This window comes from Pseudomonas medicaginis, from assembly GCF_965119365.1.
In the GTDB taxonomy this organism is placed as follows: domain Bacteria; phylum Pseudomonadota; class Gammaproteobacteria; order Pseudomonadales; family Pseudomonadaceae; genus Aquipseudomonas.
This window is the reverse complement of record NZ_OZ221631.1, coordinates 6,257,738-6,283,866: the sequence shown is the minus strand read 5'-3', so window position 1 is coordinate 6,283,866 and position 26,129 is coordinate 6,257,738. Positions and strand designations below refer to the sequence as shown.

Below are 26,129 nucleotides of genomic sequence, written 5' to 3'. Positions count from 1 at the left end.
ATTCCCTGCTGGTTGGGCGGTTCGCCCAACGAGCAGGTTTCATCTACTGTCGGCTCTGACAGGGGCCAACGGCGCTTTCCCGTGTCGACGCACGCTTACGCGGGAAGGCGCCTCTAGGTTTACACCGCCTCGGCGGGCAACGGCATGGGCACCTTCAGTTGCGGAAGTTGCGACTTGATCGCCGGCGTTTCGCATTTTTTCGCCGCATCAGCCGGTGTCAGGTTGCGAATGGAGGTGTAGAACAACTCGCAGGTCTTTTCCTTTTGCGTGACTTGCCAGGTCTGCGTGCACTGGTTCAGCAGGGTGCTTGGGTCGGTGCCTGGCTTGCTGCCCATGCCGGCCTGCCAGCATGAAGCACTCAGGTCCTGGCCCATGACTTTCAAGCCAGCGGCATCAGCCTTGGCTTCGTCACCGTCGTAGCTATCCTTGTCGGCGGCATACCAGATGTAGCTCGGATGGTTGGAGCCCAGGACCGGAACCTTGAGCCCGCTGCCGGTTGTGATGGTCGCCAGGCCGAGTACGTTCACGGTCGGGCCGTACTGGGTCTTGATCCAGTCCCGAACGGGCGCTCCGAAGGCCACCATCGGCAATGCGGTGTTGCTGGCGGTTTGGGTGACCTGCGTGACCATGGTGGTCTGGTAATCGTTGAAGTAGCTGTAGAGCCCCGCCAGCGTGCTGCCGGCGTTGGACGGTGCCGCGATGGGCGCAATATCAATGATGGTCTGGTAGGCCGGGGTCTGTTCAGCCGCAATGCCGTTGGCGGTCAGCAAGGTGGCCCAGCGATCGGTGGTCGCCGACTCCAGGTAATCCTGCGCCTGAGTCAGGGAGTAATCCGGCGGGAAGTGCAGCAGCTCGACACTCTTGCGGTTTTCCAAGGCCATGCCCAGCGGCAGGAACAGGTACCAGTTGTAGGCCCATTTCTTATCGGTGTTGAGTTTCGAGGCGCCGTTGTAGGCCAGGTCCCCGGCATCGAGCAAGGCTTTCAGCGGTTGGCCGTAACTCTTCGGCACCCCATCGATGCTGGCATAAACCTTATCGTTGTCGATTTTGACCTGGACCTTGGCGGTGCCGTAGCCGTCGCGCTGCACGCTTTGAGTCAGGTAATGCTCGACGGTCTGCTCCAGGGTCCAGTCGCGAAAACAAATGACGTTGCAGTTGTTGGGGTAGGCGAAGAGGCGCGTGACGCGCTCGGTGCTGCCCAGTTGCACGTCGATGTTGGTGACGTCGGCGGCGTGGACGGTGGCGCTCAGGGTTAGGGCGGCAAGAGGAAGTACGGCGAGTTTGAACATGCTCAGATCCTTTTCAGCGTGAGGGACCCTCAAAAACAGGGCGTAGCCATACTGAAACAGACTGGGCCGAAGAAGAAGTGGGCCGATGGAAATATCGGCCCTTTTTTATGGCTTTATGGCATCACTGGTGGCAAATAACTCAATGTCGTCCCCAGGGCCCACAGCAGCGCCAGCACCAACGGCGTATGCACCAGCAACTGCACGAAGGAAAAACCGATCAAGTCCCTGGCTTTCAGCCCCAGCACCCCCAGCAATGGCAGCATGTAGAACGGGTTGATGAGGTTCGGCAGCGCTTCGGCGGCGTTGTAGATCTGCACGGCCCAGCCCAGGTGGTAGTTCAGGTCGTTGGCCACCTGCATGACGTAGGGCGCTTCGATGATCCACTTGCCGCCGCCGGAAGGAATGAAAAAGCCCAGGACCGCCGAATAGACGCCCATCAGCAAGGCGTAAGTGTCATGGGAGGCGATTTGAACGAAAAAGGTCGAGATATGGTGGGCCAGGGTCTGGGCATCGCTACCCTTGACCGTTGTCAGCAGCGCGGCGATCGAGCCGTACAACGGAAACTGGATCAACACGCCCGTGGTGGTCGGCACCGCCCGGGCTACAGCGTCAAGAAAGCTGCGCGGCCGCCAGTGCAACAAGGCGCCCAGCATGATGAACAGAAAGTTGTAGGTATTGAGACCGGAAATGGCGCTGATCGCAGGCTTGGTCGAAAATTCATGGAACAGCCAGCCGACTGCCAGCAGCACTAGGGCGATGGTCAGCAGCGGACTGTGTTCCAGCCATTCGCCGGGACGGGTACGGGGCTGCAGTGCAGGCATGCTGAAACTCGGGTCGACACCACAAGCGGCGGCGTCACGGGCGCTGCCAGGGCCGGGGGCGGTGGCGTACGCGACAAGTAACGAGATCACGATCAGCGCCAGCAGCATCACGCCAGACTGCCAGAGGAAAATCGTCTGGGTGAAAGGAATGACGCCAGTAATCGACAGGATCGAAGGGGGCAGGCTGGCCGGGTTGGCCTGCAATTGCGCCGCCGACGAAGACAGCCCCAATGCCCACACTGCGCCCAGGCCCAAGTAAGCTGCGGCACCGGCTGCGCGGTAGTCCATCTTCAGGTCGGTGCGCCGGGCAAGGGCGCGCACCAGCAAACCGCCAAATACCAACGACAGTCCCCAGTTGAGCAACGACGCGACCATGGAAATCAGCGCCACCCATGCCACTGCGGAGCGACCGTTGGTCGGAATGCGCGCCAAGCGATCAATCAGTTTGACGGCGGGCGGTGAGCTGGCGACCACGTAACCGCCGATCACGACGAAGGCCATTTGCATGGTGAACGGGATCAGGCTCCAGAAGCCGTCGCCGAATGCCATGGCCGCCGCCGTGGGCGTGGCGCCGATGAATTGCGTCGCCACGGCGACCACCAGCACTGCCAGCGCGGCGAAGACCCAGGAGTCGGGGAACCAGCGCTCGGCGAAACCGGAACAGCGCAAGGCGAAGCGGGCGGAACGGCTGTCTTCGATGTCAGTGGTCACAGGCAATTACCTCGTTTTTATGGTTATGGGTATTGATGGTGGCAAGGCTTCATAGGTCAGGCGCAACCCTGGAACAATCCAGTGACCATGGGAGACGCATCGGGTTCGAGGGCACCCTGGAAATTTCAATGGGGCTCACGGTGCTCTTTAGAAAAAAATTGCCGGGCCGATGGCAAGGGAACAGCGTGTTCAATCCTTCTGCTGTCTTGGAGCTGCCCATGTTCAACAACCGCCTGAAGCAGGAGCTACTGGCTCTTCGCCAAGAACTGTCCAGCCTTGTGCAAGTCAAGGAAAGCCTGGATCGAGAAATGCTTGGCCTCACCCTGGATGCCGATGGACGGATTCAATCGGTCAATCAGAACTTCCTCGACGAGATGCGCTACAAGAGCCAGGACCTGGTCGGCCGGCCTGTGGATGAGCTGGTTCCTGCCTATTTGAAATCCAATGAATTCCAGGCTCGTTTCAAGTCGGCGCTGACCCGTGGCGAACATTTCTCCGGTGCCGTGCGCTTGCTTCGGGGCAATGGCCAGGAAGCCTGGCTGCGTTCGATCCTCCAGCCCGTGCGGAATGCCGACGGGCGGATCCGTTTTTTTTCGATGTATTCCAACGATCTGACCCGCACCATCGAGGCTTCCCGTGAACATGAAAACCTCATCGGCGCGTTGGTGCGTTCAACGGCGGTGATCGAGTTCGATCTGGGCGGTCACGTACTGACGGCCAATGATCGCTTCCTCGGCGCCATGGGTTACAGCCTCGCGCAGATAAAGGGCAAGCACCACCGTATGTTTTGTGAGCCTGAGGAATACAACAGCGCGGCCTACGAGCAGTTTTGGAAACGCCTGAACAGCGGTGAATTCGTGGCCGGCCGCTTCAAGCGTATCGACAGCAGTGGTCGTGAGGTCTGGCTGGAAGCCTCCTACAACCCGGTGCTCGATGCCAACGAGCGACTGTATAAAGTAGTCAAGTTCGCCACCAACATCACCGACCAGGTCAACCAGGAAAAAGCCGTCGCCGAGGCAGCCAACATCGCCTACAGCACTTCATTGCAGACCGACAACAGCGCCCAGCGCGGCACGACTGTGGTGACTCAGGCGGTGGATGTGATGCGCGACCTGGCCCGGCACATGCAAACCGCTGGCGAAGGCATCGAGGCGCTGAACGAGCAATCCCTGGTGATTGGTACCATCGTCAAGACCATCAGCGGCATCGCCGAACAGACCAACCTGCTGGCGCTCAACGCCGCGATCGAGGCGGCCCGGGCCGGCGAGCAAGGCCGGGGTTTTGCGGTGGTGGCCGATGAGGTGCGCCAGCTGGCATCGCGTACCAGCCAGGCGACCGACGAAATCGTCGGCGTAGTCCGTCAGAACCAGGACATGGCCCGCAACGCCGTGGCGCTGATGACCGACGGCCAGCACCAGGCCGAGCATGGCCTGGCTCTGGCCGCGGAGGCGGGGACGGTGATCGTCGAGATCCAGGACGGGGCGAAGAAGGTCGTCGATGCCGTGAGCCAGTTCGCCAATCAGTTGTCCACTTGATGTGGGATTATTGTTTTTTACATATTAATTATTGTTTTGCGATAATTAAATGGCTATGTTCTGGGCTCCCATATTCTATTGGAGCCTCACATGCATTCGAATCGCCTTGCTCTGTATAGCCAGCGGATGGCAGTCATCACCCTTGTTTTCATGGTCGCGATGATGGTCGTCAACGCTGTGGCCTGGCTGTATCCTGACACGGCCGCCCGATATGGCCTGGGGTTCGCCCTGACCGAGCGGCAGTTGTCGAGCTTGCCTGAAGAGGCGCTGCGGTTGACGGGGTGGCAGTGCCTGGGTGGGATACTGTTGACAAGCATTCCCTTGCTGGCCCTGGCGGTCGGGCTTACCCACTTGCGCAGGCTCTTCAAGCACTACGCCCAAGGGCAATACTTTTCCACCTCAGCAGCGGTTTACCTGGGGAATGTGGGGCGTGCGGTGGCGTTGTGGGTGCTGCTGGACTTCATCTGCGAGCCGTTTCTCAGCCTGCTGGTGACGATCAATGCGCCGGTTGGCCAGCGATTGCTTAGCTTCAGTATTACCGCGCCGTCTTTCGTTGCTTTATTTCTTGCCGCCTGTATTGCGATCATTGCCCGGATACTGTCCCAGGCCAGTGAAGTCGATTCAGAAAACAGAACATTTGTTTGAGGCCCTCATGCCCATCGTTATTCAACTCGATGTGATGCTGGCCATGCGCAAGGTCAAATCCAAGGACCTTGCTGCTGCAATCGGCATTACCGAAGCCAACCTTTCCTTGTTGAAACAAGGAAAGGTCAAGGGCATACGCCTGGCGACCCTCGAAGCCATTTGCAGCTATCTGCAATGTCAGCCGGCGGACCTGCTGGTCTATCAACCGCAGGGCGAGCTCGATCAATCGCCCAGTGCTTGACCCTCGCGCCTTGGGTCCGCACCGCCGGCCAACGAGGTTTTCCCTTGCGCATCACGCACCCGGACAATGGCCTGGCTGCCGCTGTTCATGTCGATCTCGCTCACAGCATGGCCTTTGTCTTTCAGTGCTTGGACCAGCGTCGGGCTGAACTGCCCCTTTTCCAGTTCGGTGGGGCCATTGCGGCTACCGAAGTTGGGAAGATTGATGGCGGTTTGCGGATCCAGGTTCCAATCCAGCAGGCCGATCACTGACTTGGCGACGTATTCGATGATCTGCGAGCCCCCGGGCGAACCGACGGTGGCTAACAATTCGCCGCTCTGGCGATCAAAAATCAAGGTCGGAGCCATGGACGAGCGGGGGCGCTTGCCGGGTTCGACGCGGTTGGCGACTTTTTGCCCATTCTCTTCGGGAATGAACGAGAAGTCGGTCATCTGGTTGTTGAGCATGAAACCCTGGACCATCAGGTGCGAGCCGAACGCCGACTCCACCGTGGTGGTCATGGACACTGCACCGCCCTGGTCATCCACCGCCACCACTTGCGAGGTGGAAATGCGCAGCGGCGAACGGTCCGGCGCGTAGGCTACCTGGACACCCGGCGGTGTCCCGGGCTTGGCAACGCCCATGCTGCGTGGGCCGATCAGGTTGGCGCGGCTGGCCAGGTAACTCGGATCGACCAGGCCATTGACCGGTACGGGAACGAAATCCGAATCGGCGAGGTATTGGGCGCGGTCGGCGTAGGCCAGGCGTTCAGCTTCGGCGATCAGGTGCACCGCTTCGGGTGCGGGCTCTATGCCAGCGGGCCTGTCGGTCTTGAGGGGTTTCAACGGCGCAAGGGCATTGTGGCTGTCGCGCTGTTCGAGGGCCTGCAATGTCCCGAGGATCTGCGCCAAGGCGACTCCACCAGAAGAAGGGGGCGCCATGCCGCACACTTGCCAGCGCTTGTAGTCGGAGCACAACGGCGCACGCTCTCGGGCGGCGTAGCCCTGGAGGTCATTGAGCGAAAGGCTGCCGGGATTGGCGTGGCCACGCACCTTGGCGACCATCTCCTCGGCCACGGGCCCTTTGTACAACGCGTCCGGGCCTTCGTTGGCGATGCGCTTGAGCACGCCGGCCAAGGCCGGATTCTTCAGTGTCGCACCAACGGCTTTCGGGCTGCCATCGGCGTTCAGGAAGTAGGCTGCCATGTCCGGCGAGCCCGGCAGGGACGGATCGGTCGCGATCAACGAATGCAACCTGGGCGAGATCGCAAAACCTTGCTTTGCCAGCGCGATGGCCGGCTCGAACAGCGTCGCCCATTTCAGGCGTCCGTGTTTGCGGTGGGCCAGTTCCAGGGCGCGTAACACCCCTGGCGTACCCACGGAGCGGCCGCCGATCTGAGCGGCGGTGAATGGCATGGGTTTGCCATCGGCTTGCAGGAAAAGTCTTTCGGTGGCGCCAGCCGGTGCTGTTTCGCGACCGTCGTAGGTGCGCACGGCCTTGCCATCCCACAGCACAATGAATGCACCGCCGCCAATGCCCGAAGATTGCGGCTCCACCAGGGTCAGCACCGCTTGCATCGCAATCGCCGCGTCGATGGCCGAGCCACCGCGTCGCAACATCTCCCGCCCCGCCTCAGCGGCCAGTGGGTTGGCCGCGGCCGCCATGTGCTTGTCGGCGTGACGGGTCTGCAGATCGGTGCGGTAGCCGGATGTGGTTTCCGGCGGGGCGGGCAATGCCGGCGTGGCGGTGGAGGAGGGCGGGGCCTTACAGGCGCTGAGTGCCAGGGCGACCGCCAACAACGAAGCGGCTGACAGGCGATGAAGGTTCGGTTTCAGATCTGTAGGCACGTGTCGCTCCATCCGTGGGCTGGGATATAGAGGCCGACTGTAGCGAGGCGAGGCGCGGGGCGCAAATCAGCACGAGCCTGAGCAACGTCTCAGGGCTGCCCCTGATCGCGGGGGCGCAAACAAGTCCTGGGAGGGCAGGTGCTTTTCTCGAGGCATAAAAAAACGGCCTATCTTTCGATAGGCCGTTTTTAGTACTTGGTGGCTACACAGGGACTTGAACCCCGGACCCCAGCATTATGAATGCTATGCTCTAACCAACTGAGCTATGTAGCCAAGTGGCGCGCATTATTCGCCGGTAACGAAGATGTGTCAAGCGTAAATCTAAAATATTTCTCTGCGCTTTCAACCGCTTAACAATCCTCGCTGCAAATTCCTGTCAGCCGAGCTGAAATCTCCCTGTGTTGGCACTCAGGGCTTGGCTTCCCTGACTCAAGGTGTCGGCCGCCACGTTCACGGCCCGTGCGCCTTCGAGCAAGCGCATGGCCGCCTGGTCGACCTGCTGGATATTGCCGCTGACCTCGTCGGCGGTGCTGGCTTGTTCATCCACGGCGGTGGCGATTTGCGCCAGGGTGTCGGTGACGCTTTGCACGGCGCTGGCAATTTCTCCCAGCCGTTCGCCCAGGCCGGTGACGGCTTGAGCGTCGGTCTGGGCTTGGCCGCAGGCGGCCTCCATCAGGCTGACGGCTTCGTTGACCGTGGCACGCAGGCTGTCGACAGTGCCGGCAATCTGCTGTGTGGAGGACTGGGTGCGTTGCGACAGGCTGCGTACTTCATCGGCTACTACTGCGAAGCCACGGCCCTGTTCCCCGGCGCGAGCCGCTTCGATGGCGGCATTGAGGGCCAGGAGATTGGTCTGCTCGGCCACGCCACGAATGGTATCGACCACCAGTTGGATCTGTTGCCCCTGTTCGCTGACCCGCCCCAGTGCGGCGGCGGTTTCGTTGAGTCGCTGGTTGAGTTGCTGGATGCTCGCCGTGGTGCGTTGGCTGTCGCGACTGCTGTCGGCGGCGATGCGGCGGGTCTGCTGGGCGCTATCGGAAGCTTGTTCACAGCTCTTCGCCACGCCCTGGGAGGTGGCGGCCAGTTGCGTCGCGGCGGCGGCGATCTGGCTGATCTGCATCTGCTGGGTCTCGACTTCCCCCAGGGCGCCGCTGGAATGTGTATTGAGGGTGCGCACGGCATTGCTCAGTTGCAATGTCTCGTGGTCCACCCCCAGCAGGCTGTTGCGCAACTGCACCACAGCGACGTTCAGGGCTGTGCTGATGGCCGCCAGTTCATCACGCCCTTGCACCGGCACCTGCAGGCTGAGATTGCCGTCGCGCAGGGCCTCGGCCAGCAGGGTGATGCCGCTGGCGCTGCGCCGGATCGACGCTTGCAGGCACATGAAAAGATACAGCGCCGCCAGCAGCAGGCAGCCCAGCACCGTCGCTACCAGGGTGAACTGGCGAATCGCCGAGCCGTGGTAGTGGTCCAGTCGTGTATCCAGCGCCATCAATGACTGTTGCCGTAGAGTTGCCAGGTCGGTGAGGAGGGCATCGATGTGTTTTTCGAAGTCTTCCGGCTTCAGGTTGATGGCGCCGCCGAACACGCCGTCATCCAACACTTTCAGGCCAGCGTCCAAGTGCTTGAGGCTGCCTTGGAATTGTCCGGCCCAGGTTTGCAATTCGCTGGGCAGACGGCTTTCCAGCAACGCTCCAGTCTTGACCAGTTGATCCCGGGCGTCACCGATACGGCTGCGCAGGTCCCGCAGCTGCAGGCGACTCTGCAGCGTGAACTGGCCTGACACCACGGAAGCCTGGCCGACGCTGGCCAGGCGGCCGACCCGTTCGATCAGGTCTGGCGTCTGTTGGGTGGAAATCTGGGTCAGCAGATAAGTTTCCAACCAGGAGGCGAGGGTCAGGCGATTGTCCATGACCATCTGCTCGCGCAACGCCTGCAGGGCGCTGAGGGCCGTGGTGAAGCGGTCGTAGCCATCCGGCCACCAACCCACGCCGCCCAGGCTTTTCGAGTCCAGACCGTTGAGGCTGGTTTGCAGGGTCTGATAGCGGGCGAGGGTGTCGGCTTCGGCCCCTTCGGTTTGCAGGGTATTGGCCAGGTCACTGGCGGCCTGGTTGAGGGCCGGCTGCACGGCATCGTACGCCGCCATGGCGGCCAGCGTCGCGGGTGTCGGCTGCCGATTGGTCTCGGTGGCACGCCAGCGGGCGGCGCGGTTGCGCTGAGCGGTGAGCAGGTTGTCGAGGTTATCCAGGGCCAGCAATTGGCGCACCCCCTCGCGTTCCCCGGAAATCAGGCTGAGTTTGTCGCGATAGTCCTGGCCGATGAGCCACAGGCTGCCCATGAGCGGCAGGATAAAAAGAAGGAACAACAATTGGAATTTGCGGGCGAAGCCGAAATGCCCCAACAACCTGATTCCCGGTGATAGAAAAGCCTGCATGCCCATACTCCCCTGAACACCCTTGCACTGTTTTTGTGCGTTTCTACACAAGTGCGGAAACGGGTGCCCTTTTAAAAGGCCTTGAAAGTTTGTCCAAATCGGCTTGATGGCCAGCTCTGTAGCGAAACTTCCCATTCTCGGTCCCCTTTGTAAGGGGCCGCGTTATAGCCCATTAAGAAGGCAAGATTCAGACCATGGCGTTGGGCTATTACCTTGGATTCCGACAAATTTTCAAGGTCGATAGCAAGCTAAGGGGATAGCCTTCTTGCACCGAAAAATGGCACATTGATGCACCTGCCCGTGTGCACTCCCTGTCGTATGGAAACTCCCATGGCTATCAGCAATACCCAGGCCGACATCCCATCGCTTGCCGCCCCGGCGCAAAGCAGCCCGTTGGTCATGCGCATCATCGGGGCCGTGGCGCTGGCGCACCTGATCAACGACTTGATCCAGGCGGTGTTGCCTTCGATTTATCCGATGCTCAAGGACAGCTATGGTCTGACTTTCACCCAGGTCGGCCTGATCACCCTGACGTTCCAGTTGACTGCGTCTTTGCTACAGCCATGGGTCGGTTATCACACGGATCGACACCCCAAGCCCTGGCTGCTGCCGGCCGGGACGGTGTGCACGCTGATCGGCATTGTGATGATGTCCATGGTTGGCAGTTTTGCCTTGATCCTGTTGGCGGCAGCCTTGATCGGCATCGGTTCGTCGACGTTCCACCCGGAAGCATCGCGGGTGGCCCGACTGGCCTCGGGTGGCCGCTACGGGTTGGCGCAATCGACGTTCCAGGTGGGCGGTAATGCCGGCTCTGCCTTCGGCCCACTGCTGGCGGCGGCGATCATCATTCCCTACGGGCAAGGCAATGTGGCCTGGTTCGGGCTGTTCGCCCTGTTTGCGCTGTTCGTGCTGTACCGCATCAGCCGCTGGTACGCCAACCATTTGAACCTGTTCAAACTCAAGCAAGGCCAGGCGGCTACCCATGGCCTGTCCAAGGGCCGGGTCTTGAGCGCACTGGTGGTGCTGGGGCTGCTGGTGTTTTCCAAGTATTTCTACATGGCCAGTTTTACCAGCTACTTCACGTTCTATCTGATCGAGAAGTTCGACCTGTCGGTGGCCTCTTCGCAGTTGCACCTGTTCCTGTTTCTCGGCGCAGTGGCTGCGGGGACCTTTTTTGGTGGACCGATTGGCGACAGGATCGGACGCAAGGCGGTGATCTGGTTCTCGATCCTCGGCGTCGCACCGTTCACTCTGATCCTGCCTCACGTTGACCTGCTGTGGACCAGCATCCTCAGCGTGGTCATTGGCTTCATCCTCGCCTCGGCGTTCTCGGCCATCGTCGTATACGCCCAGGAACTGGTGCCGGGCAATGTCGGGATGATCGCCGGGGTCTTCTTCGGGCTGATGTTCGGCTTCGGTGGGATTGGCGCCGCGTTGCTGGGGCATCTGGCGGACATCCGTGGTATCGAGTATGTGTACTGGCTGTGCTCGTTCCTGCCGTTGCTCGGAGTGTTGGCGATTTTCTTGCCGAGCACCCGAAAGGCTTGAGAGAGCGGCTCAAGCATCCAGGTGAGCCGAGCGCTCGCTATCGCGAGCTTGCTCGCGAAGGTGTCGGCTCCTCCAGCATCATTCAGACTGACCCAACACCGTAGCGCCGCACCCAAATCCAGCATTACGCCATGGCTTGGCTTTTTGTTATGCTCGCCGCCTTCTTTCATGGATGAATACCGGGATAAGCCATGGCTAACGACACCCCGTCACGCATCGGGACGATACTGCTGGGCCTGCTTTTTGCCCTGATCGGCATTGGCTTGTTGGGCATTGCCATCAACCTCACCCTCGACCGCCGCGATTTCCTCGCTCGGGCACAGACCGCCGATGGCATTGTCAGCCACTTGAATGCCGGTGGTTCGCATCCCGAGATCGCCTTCACCACCCTCAGTGGCGAAAAGATTTCCTATCCCCAAGGCGGCTTTATCTTCGGCTACCAGAAAAACCAGCCCGTGCGGGTGCATTACCTGTCCGAGCAGCCGGCTGGCAGTGCGATCGTCGATGCCCCGGCCGCACTGTGGGGCACCTCCGGGGTGCTGGGGTTCATCGGTCTGGTGTTCACCCTTGTCGGCCTGCTGAAAGCCTTCCGTCAACGCGGTCGCGCTGCGGTTCATCCACATAAAGGACTTTGAACGTATGAGCTACAACATCCCACTCCCGGTCAATGAAAGTCGTTGGCAGTACCAGACCGCCAGCGGTGGCGGCCTGACCGTGGTCATGGTGGCGGGCAGCGGCGGCTCGATTACCCTGCGCTCACCCCAGGGCGAAGACGTCAGTTATCGCTATGGCGGTGTTGGCGTGGGTGTCGGGTTTGGCGCAAGGCTGCCGCGCTTTGGCAAGATCAATATCCAGATCAAGGGCAAGGGTGTAGCGGCGGCCGGTGCGGCGGAGGCGTTTCCCAGCACCGGCAAGGTGTTTGTCAGCGATGCCTTGGTCAATGGCGATCTGACCAGCGACGACATCACCGGCCCTTGCATGTATACCGAAGTGGGTGTGGGGCTGGGGATCGGCGGTTCGGCCACGGCCCTGCTGTTCGGGCTCGATCCCAAGTTGCTGGCGTTGTCGGTGGCCCTGAGCTCAAACCCGGCGACCTCGATCATCGCTTCGAGCACGGTCAACCGGCAACTGGCGCGCTCGGCCAAGGGCGCGGTGGTCATGGCCGGCGTGAACGCCGGTTTGCAGGCCGGTGGTGGTGCGGCGATCTACATGGGGTATCTGTTCTAGGAATGTGTTGCGGGGCCTTTCAACGCCAGGGGAGTCAACCTCTCGCGATAGTGGTGTCAGGCCCACCTCACACATGAAAAAGCCGCGAATCAACGCGGCTTTTTTACGGCAATGAAATCTAGACGTTGAAGCGGAAGTGCATCACGTCGCCATCCTTGACGATGTATTCCTTGCCTTCCAGACGCCATTTACCGGCTTCCTTGGCGCCCGCTTCGCCTTTGTACTGGATGAAATCCGAGTAGGCGATGACTTCGGCACGGATGAAGCCTTTTTCGAAGTCGGTGTGGATCACGCCGGCGGCCTGCGGTGCGGTGGCGCCGACGCGGACGGTCCAGGCGCGGACTTCCTCGACACCGGCGGTGAAGTAGGTCTGCAGGTGGAGCATCTCGTAGCCGGCGCGGATCACGCGGTTCAGGCCAGGTTCTTCCAGGCCCAGGGCCTCGAGGAACATGTCTTTCTCTTCACCGTCGTCCAGCTCGGCGATTTCCGCTTCGATCTTGTTGCAGACTGGAACGACCACGGCGCCTTCTTCTTCGGCAATGGCCTTGACCACGTCCAGGTGCGGGTTGTTTTCGAAACCGTCTTCAGCGACGTTGGCGATGTACATGACCGGTTTGGTGGTCAGCAGGTGGAAGCCCTTGATCACCAGCTTCTCGTCGGTGCTCATGTTCTTCATCAGGCTGCGCGCAGGCTTGCCTTCGGTGAAGTGGGCGATCAACTGCTCCAGCAGGCCCTTCTGGACGACGGCGTCCTTGTCGCCACCCTTGGCGTTGCGAGCCACTTTCTGCAGTTGTTTTTCGCAGCTGTCGAGGTCGGCGAAAATCAGTTCCAAGTCGATGATTTCGATGTCGCGTTTCGGGTCGACGCTGTTGGAGACGTGAATCACGTTCTCATCTTCGAAGCAGCGCACTACGTGGGCGATGGCATCGGTTTCACGGATGTTGGCCAAAAACTTGTTACCCAAGCCTTCGCCTTTCGACGCACCTGCCACCAGGCCTGCGATGTCAACGAATTCCATGGTGGTCGGCAGGATGCGCTTGGGGTTGACGATAGCCGCCAAGGCTTCCAGGCGCGGATCGGGCATCGGCACGATGCCGCTGTTCGGCTCGATGGTGCAGAAGGGGAAGTTCTCGGCCGCGATACCGGATTTGGTCAGGGCGTTGAACAGGGTGGACTTGCCGACGTTAGGCAGGCCGACGATGCCGCAATTGAATCCCATGGTGTTTCCCCTCGGATAAGTGTCAGGCCTTCTGGCTGTGCAGGTTTTTCATCGCACGGTTCCATTCACCGGCGAGGATATCCGGCAGCACGCCGAGGGCAAAGTCGATGCTGGCATCGAGTTTTTCCTGTTCGGCGCGAGGCGCACGACCCAGGACAAAGTTAGAAACCATACTGGCGACGCCCGGGTGGCCGATGCCAAGCCGCAGGCGGTGAAAGGTATTCTGATTACCCAGTTGCGCGATGATGTCGCGCAACCCGTTGTGACCGCCATGGCCGCCGCCTTGCTTGAGCTTGGCAACGCCCGGGGGTAGGTCGAGTTCGTCGTGGGCCACCAGGATTTCTTCAGGCTTGATGCGAAAGAAACCGGCCAATGCCGCCACGGCCTGGCCGCTGCGGTTCATGTAGGTGGTGGGAATCAACAGGCGAACATCCTGACCCTGATGCGAGAAGCGCCCGGTCAGGCCGAAATACTTGCGATCGGCCGCCAGGCTGACGCCTTGTGCGTGCGCGATGCGCTCAACAAAAAGGGCCCCTGCGTTATGCCGGGTCTGTTCGTATTCAGCGCCTGGATTTCCCAGGCCAACGATCAGTTTAATGGCAGTCACGATAGGGGCCCTTCCTGGAGTGTGGATAACAATGTCGCAATCAGGCGGTGTTGCGACAGTGGACGAAAATGGCGGATTTACCGTTAAGTAAACTTCGCGTTCTCGCCCGCTGTCTCGCTACGTTCCAGTCCGCGATGTTTCCGGTCACTCCGGCGACAGAGTGAAATTACTCTGCAGCGCCTTCTTCAGTGGCTTCTGGAGCAACACGTGGAGCGTGGACGTTGGCAACAGCCTTGTCATCGCCGTGTGCCAGAGCAACAAACTCAACGCCTTTAGGTGCCTTGAGGTCGGACAGGTGAATGATCGTGCCGACTTCGGCGTTAGCCAGGTCGACTTCGATGAATTCAGGCAGGTCTTTCGGCAGGCAGGAAACTTCCAGCTCGGAAGTCACGTGCGAGATCTCGCCGCCTTTCTTGACCGGAGCAGCTTCGTTGATGAAGTGCACTGGAACAACAGCAGTCAGCTTCTGACCGGCAACAACGCGGACGAAGTCAGCGTGCATCACGTGGCCTTTGGCCGGGTGACGCTGCAGGGCCTTGATCACGACGTTTTGCTTGGTGCCGCCAACGTTCAGCTCGATGATGTGGCTGTAGGCCGCTTCGTTTTCGAGCAGTTTGGCAACTTCCTTGGCCAGCATGCTGATGGACTCAGGGGCTTTGTCGCCACCGTAGACTACAGCTGGAACCAGGCTTGCGAGACGACGCAGGCGGCGGCTCGCACCTTTCCCCAGGTCGGAACGCACTTCAGCATTCAGAGTAAATTCGTTCATGTTGTATCTCCAAAATAGCCATGACCGAGTGACGTTTGCGACCAGCGTCAGGCACGGTATGGGCAAAAAAGCCCCGCCCCGACAGGTGATGTCGGGGCGGGGCGCTTTTCGTCAACGAGATGTCCAGGAAAGGGCAGGGCCCTTAGCGGAACATCGCGCTGATCGATTCTTCATTGCTGATGCGGCGAACCGCTTCGGCAACCACCGGCGCGATATCCAATTGACGGATACGTGCACAGGCTTGTGCGGCAGCGGACAGCGGGATGGTGTTGGTCACCACCAGCTCGTCCAGCACGGAATTTTCAATGTTCTCGATCGCTCGACCCGACAGCACAGGGTGTGTGCAGTAGGCGAAGACCTTGGCTGCGCCATGCTCTTTCAGGGCCTTGGCCGCATGGCACAGGGTGCCGGCGGTATCGACCATGTCATCGACCAGGATACAGGTGCGCCCTTCGACGTCGCCGATGATATGCATCACTTCGGAGTGATTGGCTTTCTCGCGGCGTTTGTCGATGATACCCAGATCCACGCCCAGGGATTTGGCAACGGCCCGTGCACGCACGACGCCGCCAATGTCCGGGGACACGATCATCAGGTTTTCGAAGCGCTGATCTTCAATATCATCCACCAGGACGGGGGAGCCGTAGATGTTATCCACGGGAATATCGAAGAAACCCTGAATCTGGTCAGCATGCAGATCAACCGTGAGGACACGGTCGATGCCGACTACGGTGAGCATATCAGCCACGACTTTCGCGCTGATCGCCACACGTGCGGAACGCGGACGGCGATCCTGACGGGCATAACCAAAGTAAGGAATAACAGCAGTGATACGAGTAGCCGAGGAACGACGGAAGGCATCAGCCATCACGACGAGTTCCATCAGGTTATCGTTGGTCGGAGCGCAAGTCGGCTGAATAATGAAGACGTCTTTACCGCGAACGTTTTCATTGATCTCGGCAGTGATTTCGCCGTCGGAAAACTTACCGACAGAAATGTCACCGAGAGGGATATGCAGCTGACGTACGACACGCCGAGCCAGATCGGGGTTGGCGTTCCCCGTAAAGACCATCATCTTGGACACGCGCAGTACCTGAAGGCTGAGGGTATACCTGGATGAGTATAGGAAAATGGCAGGGGCGGCTGGATTCGAACCAACGCATGGCAGGATCAAAACCTGCTGCCTTACCGCTTGGCGACGCCCCTGTATCTGTTGCTGCGAGTGCCCAGCACTCGATTCCTTTTAGAGCAGACTTTGCAGCTTGCGATGCAACATCGAAACGTTGCTTCCTTTTGCTACAAACCCTGTAAGGGTCTCTGTCAGAAGGGCCGAGACTTTATCAGCTTCAGCTTTGCTTGGGAAGCCCCCAAACACACAACTTCCAGTTCCGGTGAGTTTTGCTTCGGTAAATTTACCTAACAAATTCAAAGCGTTACGAACATCTGGATAACGCCTTGCTACCACCGGTAAGCAGTCATTTCGACTGTTTCCCTTGGGAACGGGGCGCACTTTAATGGGAGGAGAGTTACGTGTCAACAGTGGATCTGAAAAAATTTCTGCTGTACTTACAGAGACTTGCGGCACCAGCACCAAGTACCAGGGTTCTTCGGGTTCCACCGGGGTGAGTTTTTCCCCGACGCCCTCGGCAAAAGCGGCGTGGCCACGCACGAAAACCGGCACGTCGGCACCCAGCGTCAGGCCCAGGGCCGCCAGGCGATCGGCGTCCCAGCCAAGCTGCCACAAATGGTTGAGGCCCAATAAAGTCGTCGCGGCATTCGAACTGCCGCCACCGATGCCACCGCCCATGGGCAGGATTTTTTCGATCCAGATATCGATGCCCAGCGTACAGCCGGATTGTACCTGGAGCGTTTTCGCCGCTCGGACGATCAGGTTGTTGTCGTGGGGCACACCGTCGAACTCGGTGTGCAGGCGAATCACGCCGTCGTCGCGCACGGCAAAGGTGATCTCGTCGCCATAGTCGAGGAATTGAAATATCGTCTGCAACTCGTGGTAGCCGTCCGGGCGACGACCGAGGATGTGCAGCATCAGGTTGAGCTTGGCCGGGGAGGGCAGGGTCAGGCGTGCAGCGGTCATGTCATTGCCCCAGCTTGCGCGGCTGCCATTGCTTGATCACTAGCGTGACGTCGAGGTTGCTGCCGTGCAGCTTGATGCGTTCGGGCAGCCAGTAGCCGCTTTGCTGGGCATAGCTGAGGTATTCGATTTGCCAGTCATCCTGTTCCAGGTTGGACAGGCGGCTGTCGGCGTCGAGGGTCAGGCGGCTTTTACTGTCCGGTGCCGGCAGCCCGCGAACCCACCAGGTCAGGTGGGAAACCGGCAGTTTCCAGCCCAGTTGTTCTTCCAGTAGCGCTTCGGGGCTGGGTGCCTCGTAGCGTCCCTGGTTGGCGACTTCAAGCGAAACCTGGCCCGGCCGGCCGGTCAGGCGGGCCGCCCCGCGCCCCAGCGGGCCCGACAGGCGAATGTCGTAGTAGTCCTGGCGTTGCAGCCAGAACAGTGTGCCACTGCCCGAGTCTTTCGGGGCGCGGATGCCGATCTTGCCGTCGATCTGCCAGCCGTCGAGGCCGCTCAGTTGTTGCTTGTGCTCGCGCCACTGGGCCTGGGTACCCTGGCCCTGGACGGATTCACGGGCGCCGAAGCCCGCGCAACCGGCGAGCAGGGCAATGAAGCTGAAAACGATGAGATGGCGCAAAAACATAATCTTAAAGAGTCTCGGATCCGGTCAGGCGTTTGATGGTGCTGCGCAAGATGGGGCTGTCAGGCTGATCCTTGAGGAATCGGCTCCAGATCTGCCGGGCTTCACGTTGTTTGCCGTTGGCCCACAGGACTTCGCCCAGGTGAGCGGCGACTTCCTGGTCGGGAAAGCGCTCCAGGGCCTGGCGCAACAGGCGTTCGGCTTCGTCGAGATTGCCCAGGCGGTAATTGACCCAGCCAAGGCTGTCGAGCACGGCCGGGTCTTCCGGATTGATCTGGTGGGCCTGTTCGATCAGCAGCTTGGCTTCGTCATAACGGGTGGTGCGATCCGACAACGTATAGCCCAGGGCGTTGAGGGCCATGGCGTTGTCCGGGTCACGCTGGATGATCAGGCGCAGGTCTTTTTCCATCTGGGCCAGGTCATTGCGTTTTTCCGCCAGCATGGCGCGGGTATACAACAGGTTCAGATCGTCCGGGTATTGCTTCAAGGCTTGTTGCAGCACGCTCCAGGCCTTGTCGCCCTGATTGTTGGCCGACAGGGTTTCGGCTTCGATCAGGTACAGCTGGATGCCGTAGTCAGGTTGGGAGTCGCGTTGTACCGCGAGACGGCTCTGGGCGTCGGCGGTCTTGCCGTTGCTGATCAGGATATCGGCCTGGCGCAATTGCGCCGGCAGGTAGTCATTGCCCGGGCCGACCTGGGCGTACTCGATCAATGCGCTCTCGGGGTCGTTGCGTTCTTCGGCAATGCGGCCCAGGTTCAGGTGGGCCGAATCGACATGGCTTTCCCGGGCGATCAGGTCCTCCAGGTAACCCTTGGCCTCTTCCCAGGCCTTGGCTTCCAGGCAGACCAGCGCCAGGGAGTAGCGCAACTCGTCGTCTTCCGGGTATTGCTGGACCAGGCTGGAGAACTCCACCTTCGCGTCGTCCATGCGGTTGTTTTCCACCAGCATGCGGGCGTAGGTGAGGCGCAGGCGTTTGTCGTCCGGGTACTTCTTGATGCTTTTTTCCAGCAGTGGCAGCGCTTCGTCGCCACGGTTCAAGCCTTGCAGCAGGCGTGCGCGCAGCAGGATCGGCGCCACCTCGCCGGCTTCCGGCGGGTTGTCTTCCAGCAGGCTGAGAGCGCCTTGGGTGTCACCGTCCTGTTGCAACAGCAAGGCCTTGCCGAAAATCAGCTGGCCGTTGTTCGGGTGGCGCTGCAACAGGCGATCGAAGCTTTTCATCAGGCCGTTGCGGGTTTCCTGGTCGGTATCGGCGGCGGACAGCGCCAGGAAGTCGAAATGGGTGTCGCCCTTGCCGAGCAGGACTTTCTCCATATACACCATGGAGTCGTCGTAGCGCCCGGCCCGGGCCAGTTGCACGGCGGCGGCGCGCTGCGCCTCGAGGTCATCGGGCGCATTCCTGGCCCAGATCAACGCGGTATCCAGCGCGGGCTGGTCGGCGCCCAGGTATTCGGCTATGCGAAATGCGCGCTCGGAGATGCCCGGGTCCTGGGTGTTGATGGCCTGGGTCACGTAGTTGTCCAGCGCAATGTCGAAGCGATTGCGCTGGCCGGCCAGTTCGGCGCTCAACAGGCTGAAGATGGTTTCCTCGCTGAACGAGCCGTAGACCTTGGGTTTTTCAGGGGCCTGCACACTGTCCTCGACGGGCGGCGTACCGTCCGTCGAAACGGGGGCCATGGACTGGCAGCCGCTGAGCAAGGCAAGGGCGAGGAGCAACGCGGAAGATCTATTCATATAGGAAGAGGACGACTAACCTGCGGTCGGATCATCATGACACAAGCCTTGGGTCAAACATAACCGCCCCGTCGATTTACCGCCCCAGGGCAGGGCGATAGAGATCGAGTGGTTGTTCTGAATCTGGCGAAGTAGGACAATTGCCGGCTTCACGTCACCATCAGCGACCTTGAATGGCCTTCCTTGCACTTGGTATTAACCACAAGACTGCTTCAGTAGACGTCCGCGAGCGCGTGGCCTTTACGCCTGAGCAGCTGGTTGAGGCCCTGCAGCAGCTCTGCCGACTCACCGACAGCCGCGAAGCTGCGATCCTCTCCACCTGCAATCGCAGCGAGCTGTATATAGAACAGGATCACGTTTCAGCCGATTCAGTGCTGCGCTGGCTGGCTGAATACCATGATTTGAGCCTTGAAGAGCTGCGCGCCAGCGCCTATGTGCATGAAGACGATGCGGCCGTTCGTCACATGATGCGCGTCGCCTCGGGGCTCGACTCGCTGGTGCTGGGCGAGCCGCAGATTCTCGGCCAGATGAAATCAGCCTATGCCGTGGCCCGCGAGGCCGGCACTGTCGGCCCGTTGCTGGGGCGCTTGTTCCAGGCCACATTCAATGCCGCCAAGCAGGTGCGCACCGACACCGCCATCGGCGAGAACCCGGTGTCCGTGGCATTCGCCGCGGTCAGCCTGGCGAAACAGATTTTCAGTGACTTGCAACGCAGCCAGGCGCTGCTCATTGGCGCCGGCGAGACCATCACCCTGGTCGCCCGCCATCTCCATGACCTGGGTGTGAAACGCATTGTCGTCGCCAACCGGACCCTGGAGCGGGCCAGCACTTTGGCCGAACAGTTCGGTGCCCATGCGGTGCTGCTGTCAGACATTCCCGCCGAGCTGGTGCACAGTGACATCGTCATCAGTTCCACCGCCAGCCAGTTGCCGATCCTCGGCAAGGGTGCCGTGGAAAGTGCCCTGAAGCTGCGCAAGCACAAGCCGATCTTCATGGTGGACATCGCCGTTCCCCGGGACATCGAGCCGGAAGTCGGCGAACTGGACGACGTTTACCTCTATAGCGTCGACGACCTGCACGAGGTGGTCGCCGAGAACCTCAAGAGCCGGCAGGGCGCGGCCCAGGCGGCGGAAGAGATGATCGGTGTCGGCGCCGAGGACTTCATGGTACGCCTGCGCGAGCTGGCGGCGGTGGACGTGCTCAAGGCGTATCGTCAACAGAGCGAACGCCTGCGCGACGAGGAGCTGCAAAAGGCCCAGCGCCTGCTGGCCAATGGCGGCAGCGCCGAAGAGGTGCTGGTGCAACTGGCCCGCGGCCTGACCAACAAGCTGCTCCACGCCCCCAGTGTCCAGCTCAAGAAGCTGACCGCCGAAGGCCGCCTCGATGCGCTGGCCATGGCCCAGGAACTCTTTGCCCTCGGTGAGGGCTCACCGGATAGCTTTTCGGATAAAAAATCGCAATGAAAGCGTCACTGCTCAACAAGCTGGACATCCTCCAGGACCGTTTCGAAGAACTGACCGCCTTGCTGGGCGATGGCGAAGTCATTGCCGACCAGAACAAATTCCGCACCTATTCCAAGGAGTACGCGGAAGTCGAGCCGATTGTCGCCACCTATAAACAGCTGCTTAAAGTGCAGGGCGACCTTGAAGGCGCCCAGGCGCTGCTCAAGGACAGCGACCCGGACATGCGCGAAATGGCCGTGGAGGAAGTCCGTGAAGCCAAGGAGCAACTGGTTGAATTGGAAAGCAACCTGCAACGCATGCTGCTGCCCAAGGATCCGAACGACGGACGCAACGTGTTCCTTGAGATCCGTGCCGGCACTGGTGGCGACGAGGCGGCGATTTTTTCCGGCGACCTGTTCCGCATGTATTCGCGTTATGCCGAGCGTCGCGGTTGGCGGGTGGAGATCCTGTCGGAGAACGAAGGCGAACACGGCGGCTATAAAGAAGTCATCGCCCGGGTCGAAGGCGATAATGTCTACGGCAAGCTGAAATTCGAGTCCGGCGCCCACCGCGTACAACGCGTGCCGGCCACCGAATCCCAGGGGCGTATCCACACCTCGGCCTGCACCGTGGCGGTATTGCCCGAGCCGGACGAGCAGGAAGCCATCGAGATCAACCCGGCGGACCTGCGGGTCGACACTTACCGCTCCTCCGGCGCGGGCGGCCAGCACGTCAACAAGACCGACTCGGCGATTCGCATCACGCACTTGCCTTCCGGCATCGTGGTCGAGTGCCAGGAAGAACGCTCCCAGCACAAGAACCGTGCGCGGGCCATGGCCTGGTTGTCGGCCAAACTCAACGACCAGCAGACCAGCGCCGCCGCCAATGCCATCGCCAGTGAACGCAAACTGCTGGTGGGCTCGGGCGATCGATCCGAGCGGATCCGTACCTACAACTTCGCCCAGGGCCGGGTCACCGACCATCGGGTCAACCTGACCCTGTATTCCCTGGACGAGATCCTGGCCGGTGGTGTCGACGCGGTGATCGAGCCGTTGCTGGCCGAATACCAGGCCGATCAGTTGGCGGCGATTGGCGAGTGAACACAGGTGAATAAATGACCATCATCGCCAGTCTGTTACGCGCTGCCGAACTGCCGGATTCGCCCTCGCCACGGTTGGATGCCGAGTTGTTGCTGGCCGCGGCCCTGGGCAAGTCCCGCAGCTTCCTGCACACCTGGCCCGAGCGGATCGTACCCAGTGAGGCAGCGTTGCTGTTCTGCGAATACCTGCGGCGGCGTCGCTCCGGCGAGCCGGTGGCGTACATCCTCGGGCAACAGGGCTTCTGGAAGCTCGACCTGGAAGTCGCGCCTCATACCTTGATCCCGCGTCCCGACACCGAGCTGCTGGTGGAAACCGCGCTGGCTTTGTTGCCGGCCACACCGGCCCGGGTCCTGGACCTGGGCACCGGCAGCGGTGCGATTGCCCTGGCATTGGCCAGCGAGCGTCCGGCCTGGAAAGTCACCGCGGTCGACCGGGTGCTGGAGGCCGTAGCCCTGGCCGAACGCAATCGCCAGCGCTTGGATCTGCACAACGTCACGGTGCTCAGCAGCCACTGGTTCAGTGCGCTGGAAGGCACCCGTTTCGAGTTGATCATCAGCAACCCGCCGTACATTGCAGCCAGCGATCCGCACCTGGCCGAGGGTGACGTGCGTTTCGAGCCGTCCAGCGCCCTGGTTGCCGGGCCGGACGGGCTCGATGATTTGCGCCAGATCGTTGCCCAAGCCCCGGCTCACCTTGAGCCGGGTGGCTGGGTGATGCTCGAGCACGGCTACGACCAGGCCGAAGCGGTGCGCGATTTGCTGCGCACCCAAGGCTTTGTCGAAGTCCACAGCCGCAAGGACCTGGGTGGTCATGAACGCATCAGCCTGGGGTGCCTGCCGTGCTGAACGATCAGGAGTTGTTGCGCTATAGCCGGCAGATTCTGTTGCAGCACGTCGACATTGACGGCCAATTGCGGCTCAAGCAAAGCCGCGTGTTGATCATCGGCCTTGGCGGGCTCGGTGCCCCGGTGGCGTTGTACCTGGCCGCCGCTGGCGTGGGTGAGATGCACCTGGCGGATTTCGACAGCGTCGACCTGACCAACCTGCAACGCCAGATCATTCACGACACCGACAGCGTCGGCCTGAGCAAGGTCGACTCGGCGATGCGGCGCCTGGGGGCGATCAACCCCGAAGTTCGGCTGATGCCTCACCGGATGGCCATGGACGAGGACAGCCTGGCCGCCGCGGTCGCGGCGGTGGATGTGGTGCTCGACTGTTCGGACAATTTCTCGACCCGCGAAGCGGTGAACGCGGCCTGTGTCGCGACGGGCAAACCGCTGGTCAGTGGCGCGGCGATTCGCCTGGAAGGGCAGTTGTCGGTATTCGATCCACGCCGGCCTGAAAGCCCTTGCTATCACTGCCTCTACGGCCACGGCAGCGACGCCGAGCTGACCTGTAGCGAGGCCGGCGTGATCGGTCCGTTGGTGGGGTTGGTGGGTAGCCTGCAAGCCCTTGAAGCCTTGAAGTTGTTGGCCGGTTTCGGTGAGCCGCTGGTGGGGCGCCTGCTGTTGATCGACGCCTTGGGTACACGGTTCCGCGAGCTGCGGGTCAAGCGTGATCCCGGTTGCAGCGTCTGTGGTGGTCAGCATGAGTGAGGCGCCGGTCGGTGTGCTCGACTCGGGTGTCGGCGGGTTGTCGGTGCTGGGGGAGATCCGTCGGCTGCTGCCCAATGAGTCGCTGTTGTACGTGGCCGACTGTGGGCATATTCCTTACGGCGAAAAGACCCCGGAGTACATTCGGCAACGCTGCGCTGTCATTGCCGATTTTCTCCTGGGGCAGGGCGCCAAGGCGTTGGTCGTTGCCTGTAATACGGCAACGGTCGCTGCCGTTGCCGACCTGCGCCGTGATTTCCCCCATTGGCCCATCGTTGGCATGGAGCCGGCAGTCAAGCCGGCGGCCGCCGCGACCCGCAGCGGTATCGTCGGCGTATTGGCCACCACCGGCACTTTGCAGAGCGCCAAGTTCGCCGCTTTGCTCGACCGCTTCGCCACCGACGTGCGAGTCATCACGCAACCGTGTCCGGGGCTGGTGGAGTTGATCGAAACGGGTGATTTGCAAAGCCCGGCCCTGTATCAACGGTTGCAAGGGTACGTCGAGCCTTTGCTGGCGGCCGGCTGCGATACGCTGATCCTGGGGTGCACGCATTATCCGTTTCTCAAGCCATTGCTCGCGCGGATGATTCCCGGGCACATCAGCCTCATCGACACAGGGGCCGCGGTGGCCCGGCAACTTCAACGCCTGTTGACTGAACGAGGATTATTGGCTGAAGGACCGGCCAGTGAAACGCACTTCTGGACGAGCGCAGACCCGATACATTTGAGAAAAATCCTACCTACGCTATGGCATTCGTCTGGCGTTGTGCGAAGCTTAGATCTGTAAAAAAAACGTGAAAATTATGTAAATCGAGCTGAACTTCTGTTTTAGCGCGGATTTCTATAGCGTTGTGTGTTTGTAACAAAATCAACTAAGTCTGTTCGGAAAAGGATGTTTCTAATGAAGCGCTTATTCTGCTTTGCCGCGATTGCGGCTGCATTGTTGGGGCACACTTATACTGCGCAGGCAGCGGGTGTGGAGTTTGGGGTGGGCCAGACCAGCGACTCGACCATGACCTATCGACTGGGCATGCAGTTCGACTGGGACAAAAGTTGGCTGCAAAGTGACGTCGGCCGCCTGACCGGCTATTGGAGCGGCGCCTATACCTATTGGGATGGGGATGAGGCATCGAGCAACCACAGCCTGTCGTTCTCGCCGGTTTTTGTCTATGAATTCGCCGGTCAGAACGTGAAGCCTTACATCGAGGCCGGTGTGGGCGTCGCGCTGTTCGCCAACACCGAAGTGGAAACCAACAAGCTCGGCACGGCGTTCCAGTTCGAAGACCGTATCGGTTTCGGCCTGCGCTTCAATGGCGGACATGAAGTGGGCATTCGCGCCACGCACTACTCCAACGCCGGTATCAAGTCGACCAACGACGGTGTGGAAAGCTACGCGCTGCACTACACGATGCCGCTGTAACACTTAAATACTGTGGGAGCGAGCTTGCTCGCGATAGCGATAGACCAGTCACCCTGGAGTTGTCTGACCTACCGCTATCGCGAGCAAGCTCGCTCCCACAGGTTGTTTCGCCTACCGATACGCCGTCGCAATGCCCTGGCGTTCTTCCAGGCATTCCGGCGCGCCCATCTCGAACTCGCGGCAAATCAGCGGGCGTTTTTCGTAGATGGTGCACATCATGCTGTCGCGGTCCAGGGCTGCGCACCAGCCATCGTCGAGACGCAGCATCACTTCCCCGCCCCAATCGTCCGTATCGATAAAACGTTCCGGCACGCCGGTGTCGGTGATCAGCATCACTTCCAATTGGCAGCAGCACGCCGCGCAGGTCGAGCACGTGACCGCCGGTGTCGGGATTTCCTGGAGGGGGATGGTTTTCATGGCGCGCAGTGTAAGGTAATCGGCGGCTCAGGGGCGTCCCTTGATCGGACAGCCGTTTATTGCCTGGCCTGCATCGATGTCGGACGGCAGGGTTTCGGTGGATGAAGGCAAGGGCCAAAGGGCGGTCATGGACGCGATGGAGAGTACGACTTCCCGGGGGCGTTCGACCAATTGATCCAGCACATGTCGCGCCGCTTCTTCTGACGACCAGTGGGTCGGGGCGGGGAAACAATCATCGGGCCCCAGCGCTGGGCCATCGAAGCCAGGGTGGACCAATGTCACGTCGATGCCGGCGAGCGCCAATCCTGTCCGAGCCGATTCGAACAGATGACGCATCCCGTTGCCCCCGGCTTCGATTTGCGAAGGCGGCAGGTAAGTCGCCGGGCTGGCAAGCCCCACCAGATGAGGAGCGGTCCCGGCGCGCAACAAGGGCGTGGCCACTTCAATGCAGAAGCTGGCGGCCAGCAGGTTGCTGCGCACGATATGCTCGATCAAGGCCTGGTCGGCAGGTTGTCCGTCAACGTACTCAGCCGTTCCGGCATTGAGGATGACCTGATCCAGGGCGCCCCATTGTCGAGTGATGTGTTCGACGATCTCGCACACGGCCTGGCTGTCGGTCAAATTGCCGGGCAGTGTCAGCACTTGTCCTGGGTAACGTGTCGAAAGGCGCTCGCATGAGCGGGCCGAGCGCGAACTGACGGCCAGGTATGCACCTGTCTCGAGTATCGCTTCAGCCAACGAAGCGCCGATGCCATTGCCAGCCCCGGTGAGCCAATAGCGCCGTGGCAGTTTTACACCCATTCCATACTCCTTTCGATTGCGCATCGCACCGAGACACAGCCTT

At 60.7% G+C, this 26,129-nt stretch carries 25 protein-coding genes, 2 tRNA genes and 1 pseudogene; 13 read left to right on the top strand and 15 right to left on the bottom strand.

Annotated features, from left to right (window positions below; genetic code table 11):
- Positions 1–119: 119 nt before the first annotated feature.
- Positions 120–1,289: a hypothetical protein gene (locus ACMTA2_RS27705; protein ID WP_413792640.1), complete on the bottom strand. Its 1,170-nt coding sequence runs from the start codon at positions 1,287–1,289 to the stop codon at positions 120–122.
- A 113-nt stretch (positions 1,290–1,402) separates the two neighbouring features.
- On the bottom strand, positions 1,403–2,821 hold the full coding sequence (locus ACMTA2_RS27700; protein WP_413792639.1) for a short-chain fatty acid transporter: 1,419 nt from the start codon (positions 2,819–2,821) through the stop codon (positions 1,403–1,405).
- A gap of 35 nt (positions 2,822–2,856) precedes the next feature.
- Between ACMTA2_RS27700 and ACMTA2_RS27695 the strand changes: the two are divergent.
- From ACMTA2_RS27695 to ACMTA2_RS27680, 4 genes and pseudogenes are all read left to right on the top strand, one after another.
- Positions 2,857–3,816 (top strand): annotated as a pseudogene (locus ACMTA2_RS27695) (PAS domain-containing protein); the annotation flags it as partial.
- A 108-nt stretch (positions 3,817–3,924) separates the two neighbouring features.
- Positions 3,925–4,356, top strand: a complete 432-nt coding sequence (locus ACMTA2_RS27690; RefSeq protein WP_370873836.1) for a methyl-accepting chemotaxis protein — start codon at positions 3,925–3,927, stop codon at positions 4,354–4,356.
- A 90-nt stretch (positions 4,357–4,446) separates the two neighbouring features.
- The gene (locus ACMTA2_RS27685) at positions 4,447–5,001 is read left to right on the top strand and encodes a DUF2975 domain-containing protein (RefSeq protein ID WP_413792638.1); all 555 of its coding nucleotides are present in this window, start codon (positions 4,447–4,449) and stop codon (positions 4,999–5,001) included.
- A 7-nt stretch (positions 5,002–5,008) separates the two neighbouring features.
- Positions 5,009–5,242 (top strand): helix-turn-helix domain-containing protein, encoded by a 234-nt coding sequence (locus tag ACMTA2_RS27680; RefSeq protein WP_413792637.1) that lies wholly within the window; start codon positions 5,009–5,011, stop codon positions 5,240–5,242.
- Here the strand turns inward: ACMTA2_RS27680 and ggt are convergent.
- The 3 genes from ggt to ACMTA2_RS27665 form a co-directional block, all read right to left on the bottom strand.
- The gene (ggt, locus tag ACMTA2_RS27675; RefSeq protein ID WP_413792636.1) at positions 5,224–7,080 is read right to left on the bottom strand and encodes a gamma-glutamyltransferase; all 1,857 of its coding nucleotides are present in this window, start codon (positions 7,078–7,080) and stop codon (positions 5,224–5,226) included. The genes ACMTA2_RS27680 and ggt overlap by 19 nt on opposite strands.
- Before the next feature lie 184 nt (positions 7,081–7,264).
- Positions 7,265–7,341: transfer RNA gene (locus ACMTA2_RS27670), tRNA-Met, on the bottom strand.
- 103 nt (positions 7,342–7,444) lie between these two features.
- On the bottom strand, positions 7,445–9,502 hold the full coding sequence (locus tag ACMTA2_RS27665; protein ID WP_413792635.1) for a methyl-accepting chemotaxis protein: 2,058 nt from the start codon (positions 9,500–9,502) through the stop codon (positions 7,445–7,447).
- Positions 9,503–9,832: 330 nt separating this feature from the next.
- Here ACMTA2_RS27665 and ACMTA2_RS27660 point away from each other — a divergent pair, with 330 nt between their 5' ends.
- The 3 genes from ACMTA2_RS27660 to ACMTA2_RS27650 all read left to right on the top strand — a co-directional run bounded on the left by ACMTA2_RS27660 (position 9,833) and on the right by ACMTA2_RS27650 (position 12,277).
- Positions 9,833–11,050, top strand: coding sequence for an MFS transporter (locus ACMTA2_RS27660; RefSeq protein WP_413792634.1), 1,218 nt, complete (start codon positions 9,833–9,835; stop codon positions 11,048–11,050).
- Positions 11,051–11,241: 191 nt separating this feature from the next.
- A complete protein-coding gene (locus ACMTA2_RS27655; RefSeq protein WP_413792633.1) occupies positions 11,242–11,685 on the top strand; it encodes a DUF3592 domain-containing protein in 444 nt (147 codons plus the stop codon).
- Positions 11,686–11,689: 4 nt separating this feature from the next.
- On the top strand, positions 11,690–12,277 hold the full coding sequence (locus ACMTA2_RS27650; protein ID WP_413792632.1) for a hypothetical protein: 588 nt from the start codon (positions 11,690–11,692) through the stop codon (positions 12,275–12,277).
- A 118-nt stretch (positions 12,278–12,395) separates the two neighbouring features.
- On the opposite strand, the gene ychF is transcribed toward ACMTA2_RS27650, so the two are convergent.
- The 8 genes from ychF to ACMTA2_RS27610 form a co-directional block, all read right to left on the bottom strand.
- Positions 12,396–13,496: a redox-regulated ATPase YchF gene (gene ychF / locus ACMTA2_RS27645; RefSeq protein WP_413792631.1), complete on the bottom strand. Its 1,101-nt coding sequence runs from the start codon at positions 13,494–13,496 to the stop codon at positions 12,396–12,398.
- A 22-nt stretch (positions 13,497–13,518) separates the two neighbouring features.
- Entirely contained in the window at positions 13,519–14,103 is a 585-nt protein-coding gene (pth, locus tag ACMTA2_RS27640; protein WP_003185374.1) for an aminoacyl-tRNA hydrolase, read from the bottom strand.
- Between the two features lie 166 nt (positions 14,104–14,269).
- Positions 14,270–14,872 carry a 50S ribosomal protein L25/general stress protein Ctc gene (locus ACMTA2_RS27635; RefSeq protein ID WP_413792630.1) on the bottom strand — a complete coding sequence of 201 codons (603 nt, stop codon included), beginning with the start codon at positions 14,870–14,872 and terminating at the stop codon, positions 14,270–14,272.
- Positions 14,873–15,014: 142 nt separating this feature from the next.
- Positions 15,015–15,956: a ribose-phosphate pyrophosphokinase gene (locus ACMTA2_RS27630; RefSeq protein ID WP_003171603.1), complete on the bottom strand. Its 942-nt coding sequence runs from the start codon at positions 15,954–15,956 to the stop codon at positions 15,015–15,017.
- Positions 15,957–16,003: 47 nt separating this feature from the next.
- A tRNA-Gln gene (locus ACMTA2_RS27625) sits at positions 16,004–16,078 on the bottom strand.
- Positions 16,079–16,115: 37 nt separating this feature from the next.
- On the bottom strand, positions 16,116–16,967 hold the full coding sequence (gene ispE, locus ACMTA2_RS27620) for a 4-(cytidine 5'-diphospho)-2-C-methyl-D-erythritol kinase (protein ID WP_413792629.1): 852 nt from the start codon (positions 16,965–16,967) through the stop codon (positions 16,116–16,118).
- A gap of 1 nt (position 16,968) precedes the next feature.
- On the bottom strand, positions 16,969–17,586 hold the full coding sequence (lolB, locus tag ACMTA2_RS27615) for a lipoprotein insertase outer membrane protein LolB (RefSeq protein ID WP_413792628.1): 618 nt from the start codon (positions 17,584–17,586) through the stop codon (positions 16,969–16,971).
- Positions 17,587–17,590: 4 nt separating this feature from the next.
- Complete coding sequence (locus ACMTA2_RS27610) at positions 17,591–19,315, bottom strand: tetratricopeptide repeat protein (RefSeq protein WP_413792627.1); 1,725 nt, start codon at positions 19,313–19,315, stop codon at positions 17,591–17,593.
- A 173-nt stretch (positions 19,316–19,488) separates the two neighbouring features.
- Here ACMTA2_RS27610 and hemA point away from each other — a divergent pair, with 173 nt between their 5' ends.
- The 6 genes from hemA (at position 19,489) to ACMTA2_RS27580 (ending at position 24,868) form a co-directional block, all read left to right on the top strand.
- Positions 19,489–20,778: a glutamyl-tRNA reductase gene (gene hemA / locus ACMTA2_RS27605; protein ID WP_413792626.1), complete on the top strand. Its 1,290-nt coding sequence runs from the start codon at positions 19,489–19,491 to the stop codon at positions 20,776–20,778.
- Positions 20,775–21,857: a peptide chain release factor 1 gene (prfA, locus tag ACMTA2_RS27600; RefSeq protein WP_413792625.1), complete on the top strand. Its 1,083-nt coding sequence runs from the start codon at positions 20,775–20,777 to the stop codon at positions 21,855–21,857. Before hemA ends, prfA begins: the two co-directional genes overlap by 4 nt.
- Before the next feature lie 14 nt (positions 21,858–21,871).
- On the top strand, positions 21,872–22,702 hold the full coding sequence (prmC, locus tag ACMTA2_RS27595; RefSeq protein WP_413792624.1) for a peptide chain release factor N(5)-glutamine methyltransferase: 831 nt from the start codon (positions 21,872–21,874) through the stop codon (positions 22,700–22,702).
- Positions 22,696–23,451 carry a molybdopterin-synthase adenylyltransferase MoeB gene (locus tag ACMTA2_RS27590; protein WP_413792623.1) on the top strand — a complete coding sequence of 252 codons (756 nt, stop codon included), beginning with the start codon at positions 22,696–22,698 and terminating at the stop codon, positions 23,449–23,451. Before prmC ends, ACMTA2_RS27590 begins: the two co-directional genes overlap by 7 nt.
- Positions 23,444–24,235, top strand: a complete 792-nt coding sequence (gene murI, locus ACMTA2_RS27585) for a glutamate racemase (RefSeq protein WP_413792622.1) — start codon at positions 23,444–23,446, stop codon at positions 24,233–24,235. The genes ACMTA2_RS27590 and murI overlap by 8 nt, the downstream gene beginning before the upstream one ends.
- 114 nt (positions 24,236–24,349) lie before the next feature.
- Positions 24,350–24,868 carry an acyloxyacyl hydrolase gene (locus ACMTA2_RS27580; protein WP_413792621.1) on the top strand — a complete coding sequence of 173 codons (519 nt, stop codon included), beginning with the start codon at positions 24,350–24,352 and terminating at the stop codon, positions 24,866–24,868.
- 111 nt (positions 24,869–24,979) lie between these two features.
- Here the strand turns inward: ACMTA2_RS27580 and ACMTA2_RS27575 are convergent, their stop codons facing one another.
- Both ACMTA2_RS27575 and ACMTA2_RS27570 read right to left on the bottom strand, forming a co-directional pair.
- On the bottom strand, positions 24,980–25,285 hold the full coding sequence (locus ACMTA2_RS27575; protein WP_413792620.1) for a YkgJ family cysteine cluster protein: 306 nt from the start codon (positions 25,283–25,285) through the stop codon (positions 24,980–24,982).
- 27 nt (positions 25,286–25,312) lie between these two features.
- A complete protein-coding gene (locus tag ACMTA2_RS27570) occupies positions 25,313–26,086 on the bottom strand; it encodes an SDR family oxidoreductase (protein WP_413792619.1) in 774 nt (257 codons plus the stop codon).
- Positions 26,087–26,129: the final 43 nt, after the last annotated feature.

Bases quoted from the DNA above. Each gene is read 5' to 3' on its own strand.
- prfA (WP_413792625.1), top strand. From the start codon at position 20,775: ATGAAAGCGTCACTGCTCAACAAGCTGGACATCCTCCAGGACCGTTTC.
- lolB (WP_413792628.1), bottom strand. From the start codon at position 17,586: ATGTTTTTGCGCCATCTCATCGTTTTCAGCTTCATTGCCCTGCTCGCC.
- ispE (WP_413792629.1), bottom strand. From the start codon at position 16,967: ATGACCGCTGCACGCCTGACCCTGCCCTCCCCGGCCAAGCTCAACCTG.
- ACMTA2_RS27655 (WP_413792633.1), top strand. From the start codon at position 11,242: ATGGCTAACGACACCCCGTCACGCATCGGGACGATACTGCTGGGCCTG.
- ACMTA2_RS27690 (WP_370873836.1), top strand. From the start codon at position 3,925: ATGCGCGACCTGGCCCGGCACATGCAAACCGCTGGCGAAGGCATCGAG.
- ACMTA2_RS27680 (WP_413792637.1), top strand. From the start codon at position 5,009: ATGCCCATCGTTATTCAACTCGATGTGATGCTGGCCATGCGCAAGGTC.
- ACMTA2_RS27610 (WP_413792627.1), bottom strand. From the start codon at position 19,315: ATGAATAGATCTTCCGCGTTGCTCCTCGCCCTTGCCTTGCTCAGCGGC.
- murI (WP_413792622.1), top strand. From the start codon at position 23,444: ATGAGTGAGGCGCCGGTCGGTGTGCTCGACTCGGGTGTCGGCGGGTTG.
- ACMTA2_RS27685 (WP_413792638.1), top strand. From the start codon at position 4,447: ATGCATTCGAATCGCCTTGCTCTGTATAGCCAGCGGATGGCAGTCATC.
- ACMTA2_RS27575 (WP_413792620.1), bottom strand. From the start codon at position 25,285: ATGAAAACCATCCCCCTCCAGGAAATCCCGACACCGGCGGTCACGTGC.
- ACMTA2_RS27650 (WP_413792632.1), top strand. From the start codon at position 11,690: ATGAGCTACAACATCCCACTCCCGGTCAATGAAAGTCGTTGGCAGTAC.
- ACMTA2_RS27705 (WP_413792640.1), bottom strand. From the start codon at position 1,289: ATGTTCAAACTCGCCGTACTTCCTCTTGCCGCCCTAACCCTGAGCGCC.
- ychF (WP_413792631.1), bottom strand. From the start codon at position 13,496: ATGGGATTCAATTGCGGCATCGTCGGCCTGCCTAACGTCGGCAAGTCC.
- ACMTA2_RS27580 (WP_413792621.1), top strand. From the start codon at position 24,350: ATGAAGCGCTTATTCTGCTTTGCCGCGATTGCGGCTGCATTGTTGGGG.
- prmC (WP_413792624.1), top strand. From the start codon at position 21,872: ATGACCATCATCGCCAGTCTGTTACGCGCTGCCGAACTGCCGGATTCG.
- ACMTA2_RS27635 (WP_413792630.1), bottom strand. From the start codon at position 14,872: ATGAACGAATTTACTCTGAATGCTGAAGTGCGTTCCGACCTGGGGAAA.
- ACMTA2_RS27570 (WP_413792619.1), bottom strand. From the start codon at position 26,086: ATGGGTGTAAAACTGCCACGGCGCTATTGGCTCACCGGGGCTGGCAAT.
- ggt (WP_413792636.1), bottom strand. From the start codon at position 7,080: ATGGAGCGACACGTGCCTACAGATCTGAAACCGAACCTTCATCGCCTG.
- ACMTA2_RS27660 (WP_413792634.1), top strand. From the start codon at position 9,833: ATGGCTATCAGCAATACCCAGGCCGACATCCCATCGCTTGCCGCCCCG.
- hemA (WP_413792626.1), top strand. From the start codon at position 19,489: ATGGCCTTCCTTGCACTTGGTATTAACCACAAGACTGCTTCAGTAGAC.
- ACMTA2_RS27665 (WP_413792635.1), bottom strand. From the start codon at position 9,502: ATGCAGGCTTTTCTATCACCGGGAATCAGGTTGTTGGGGCATTTCGGC.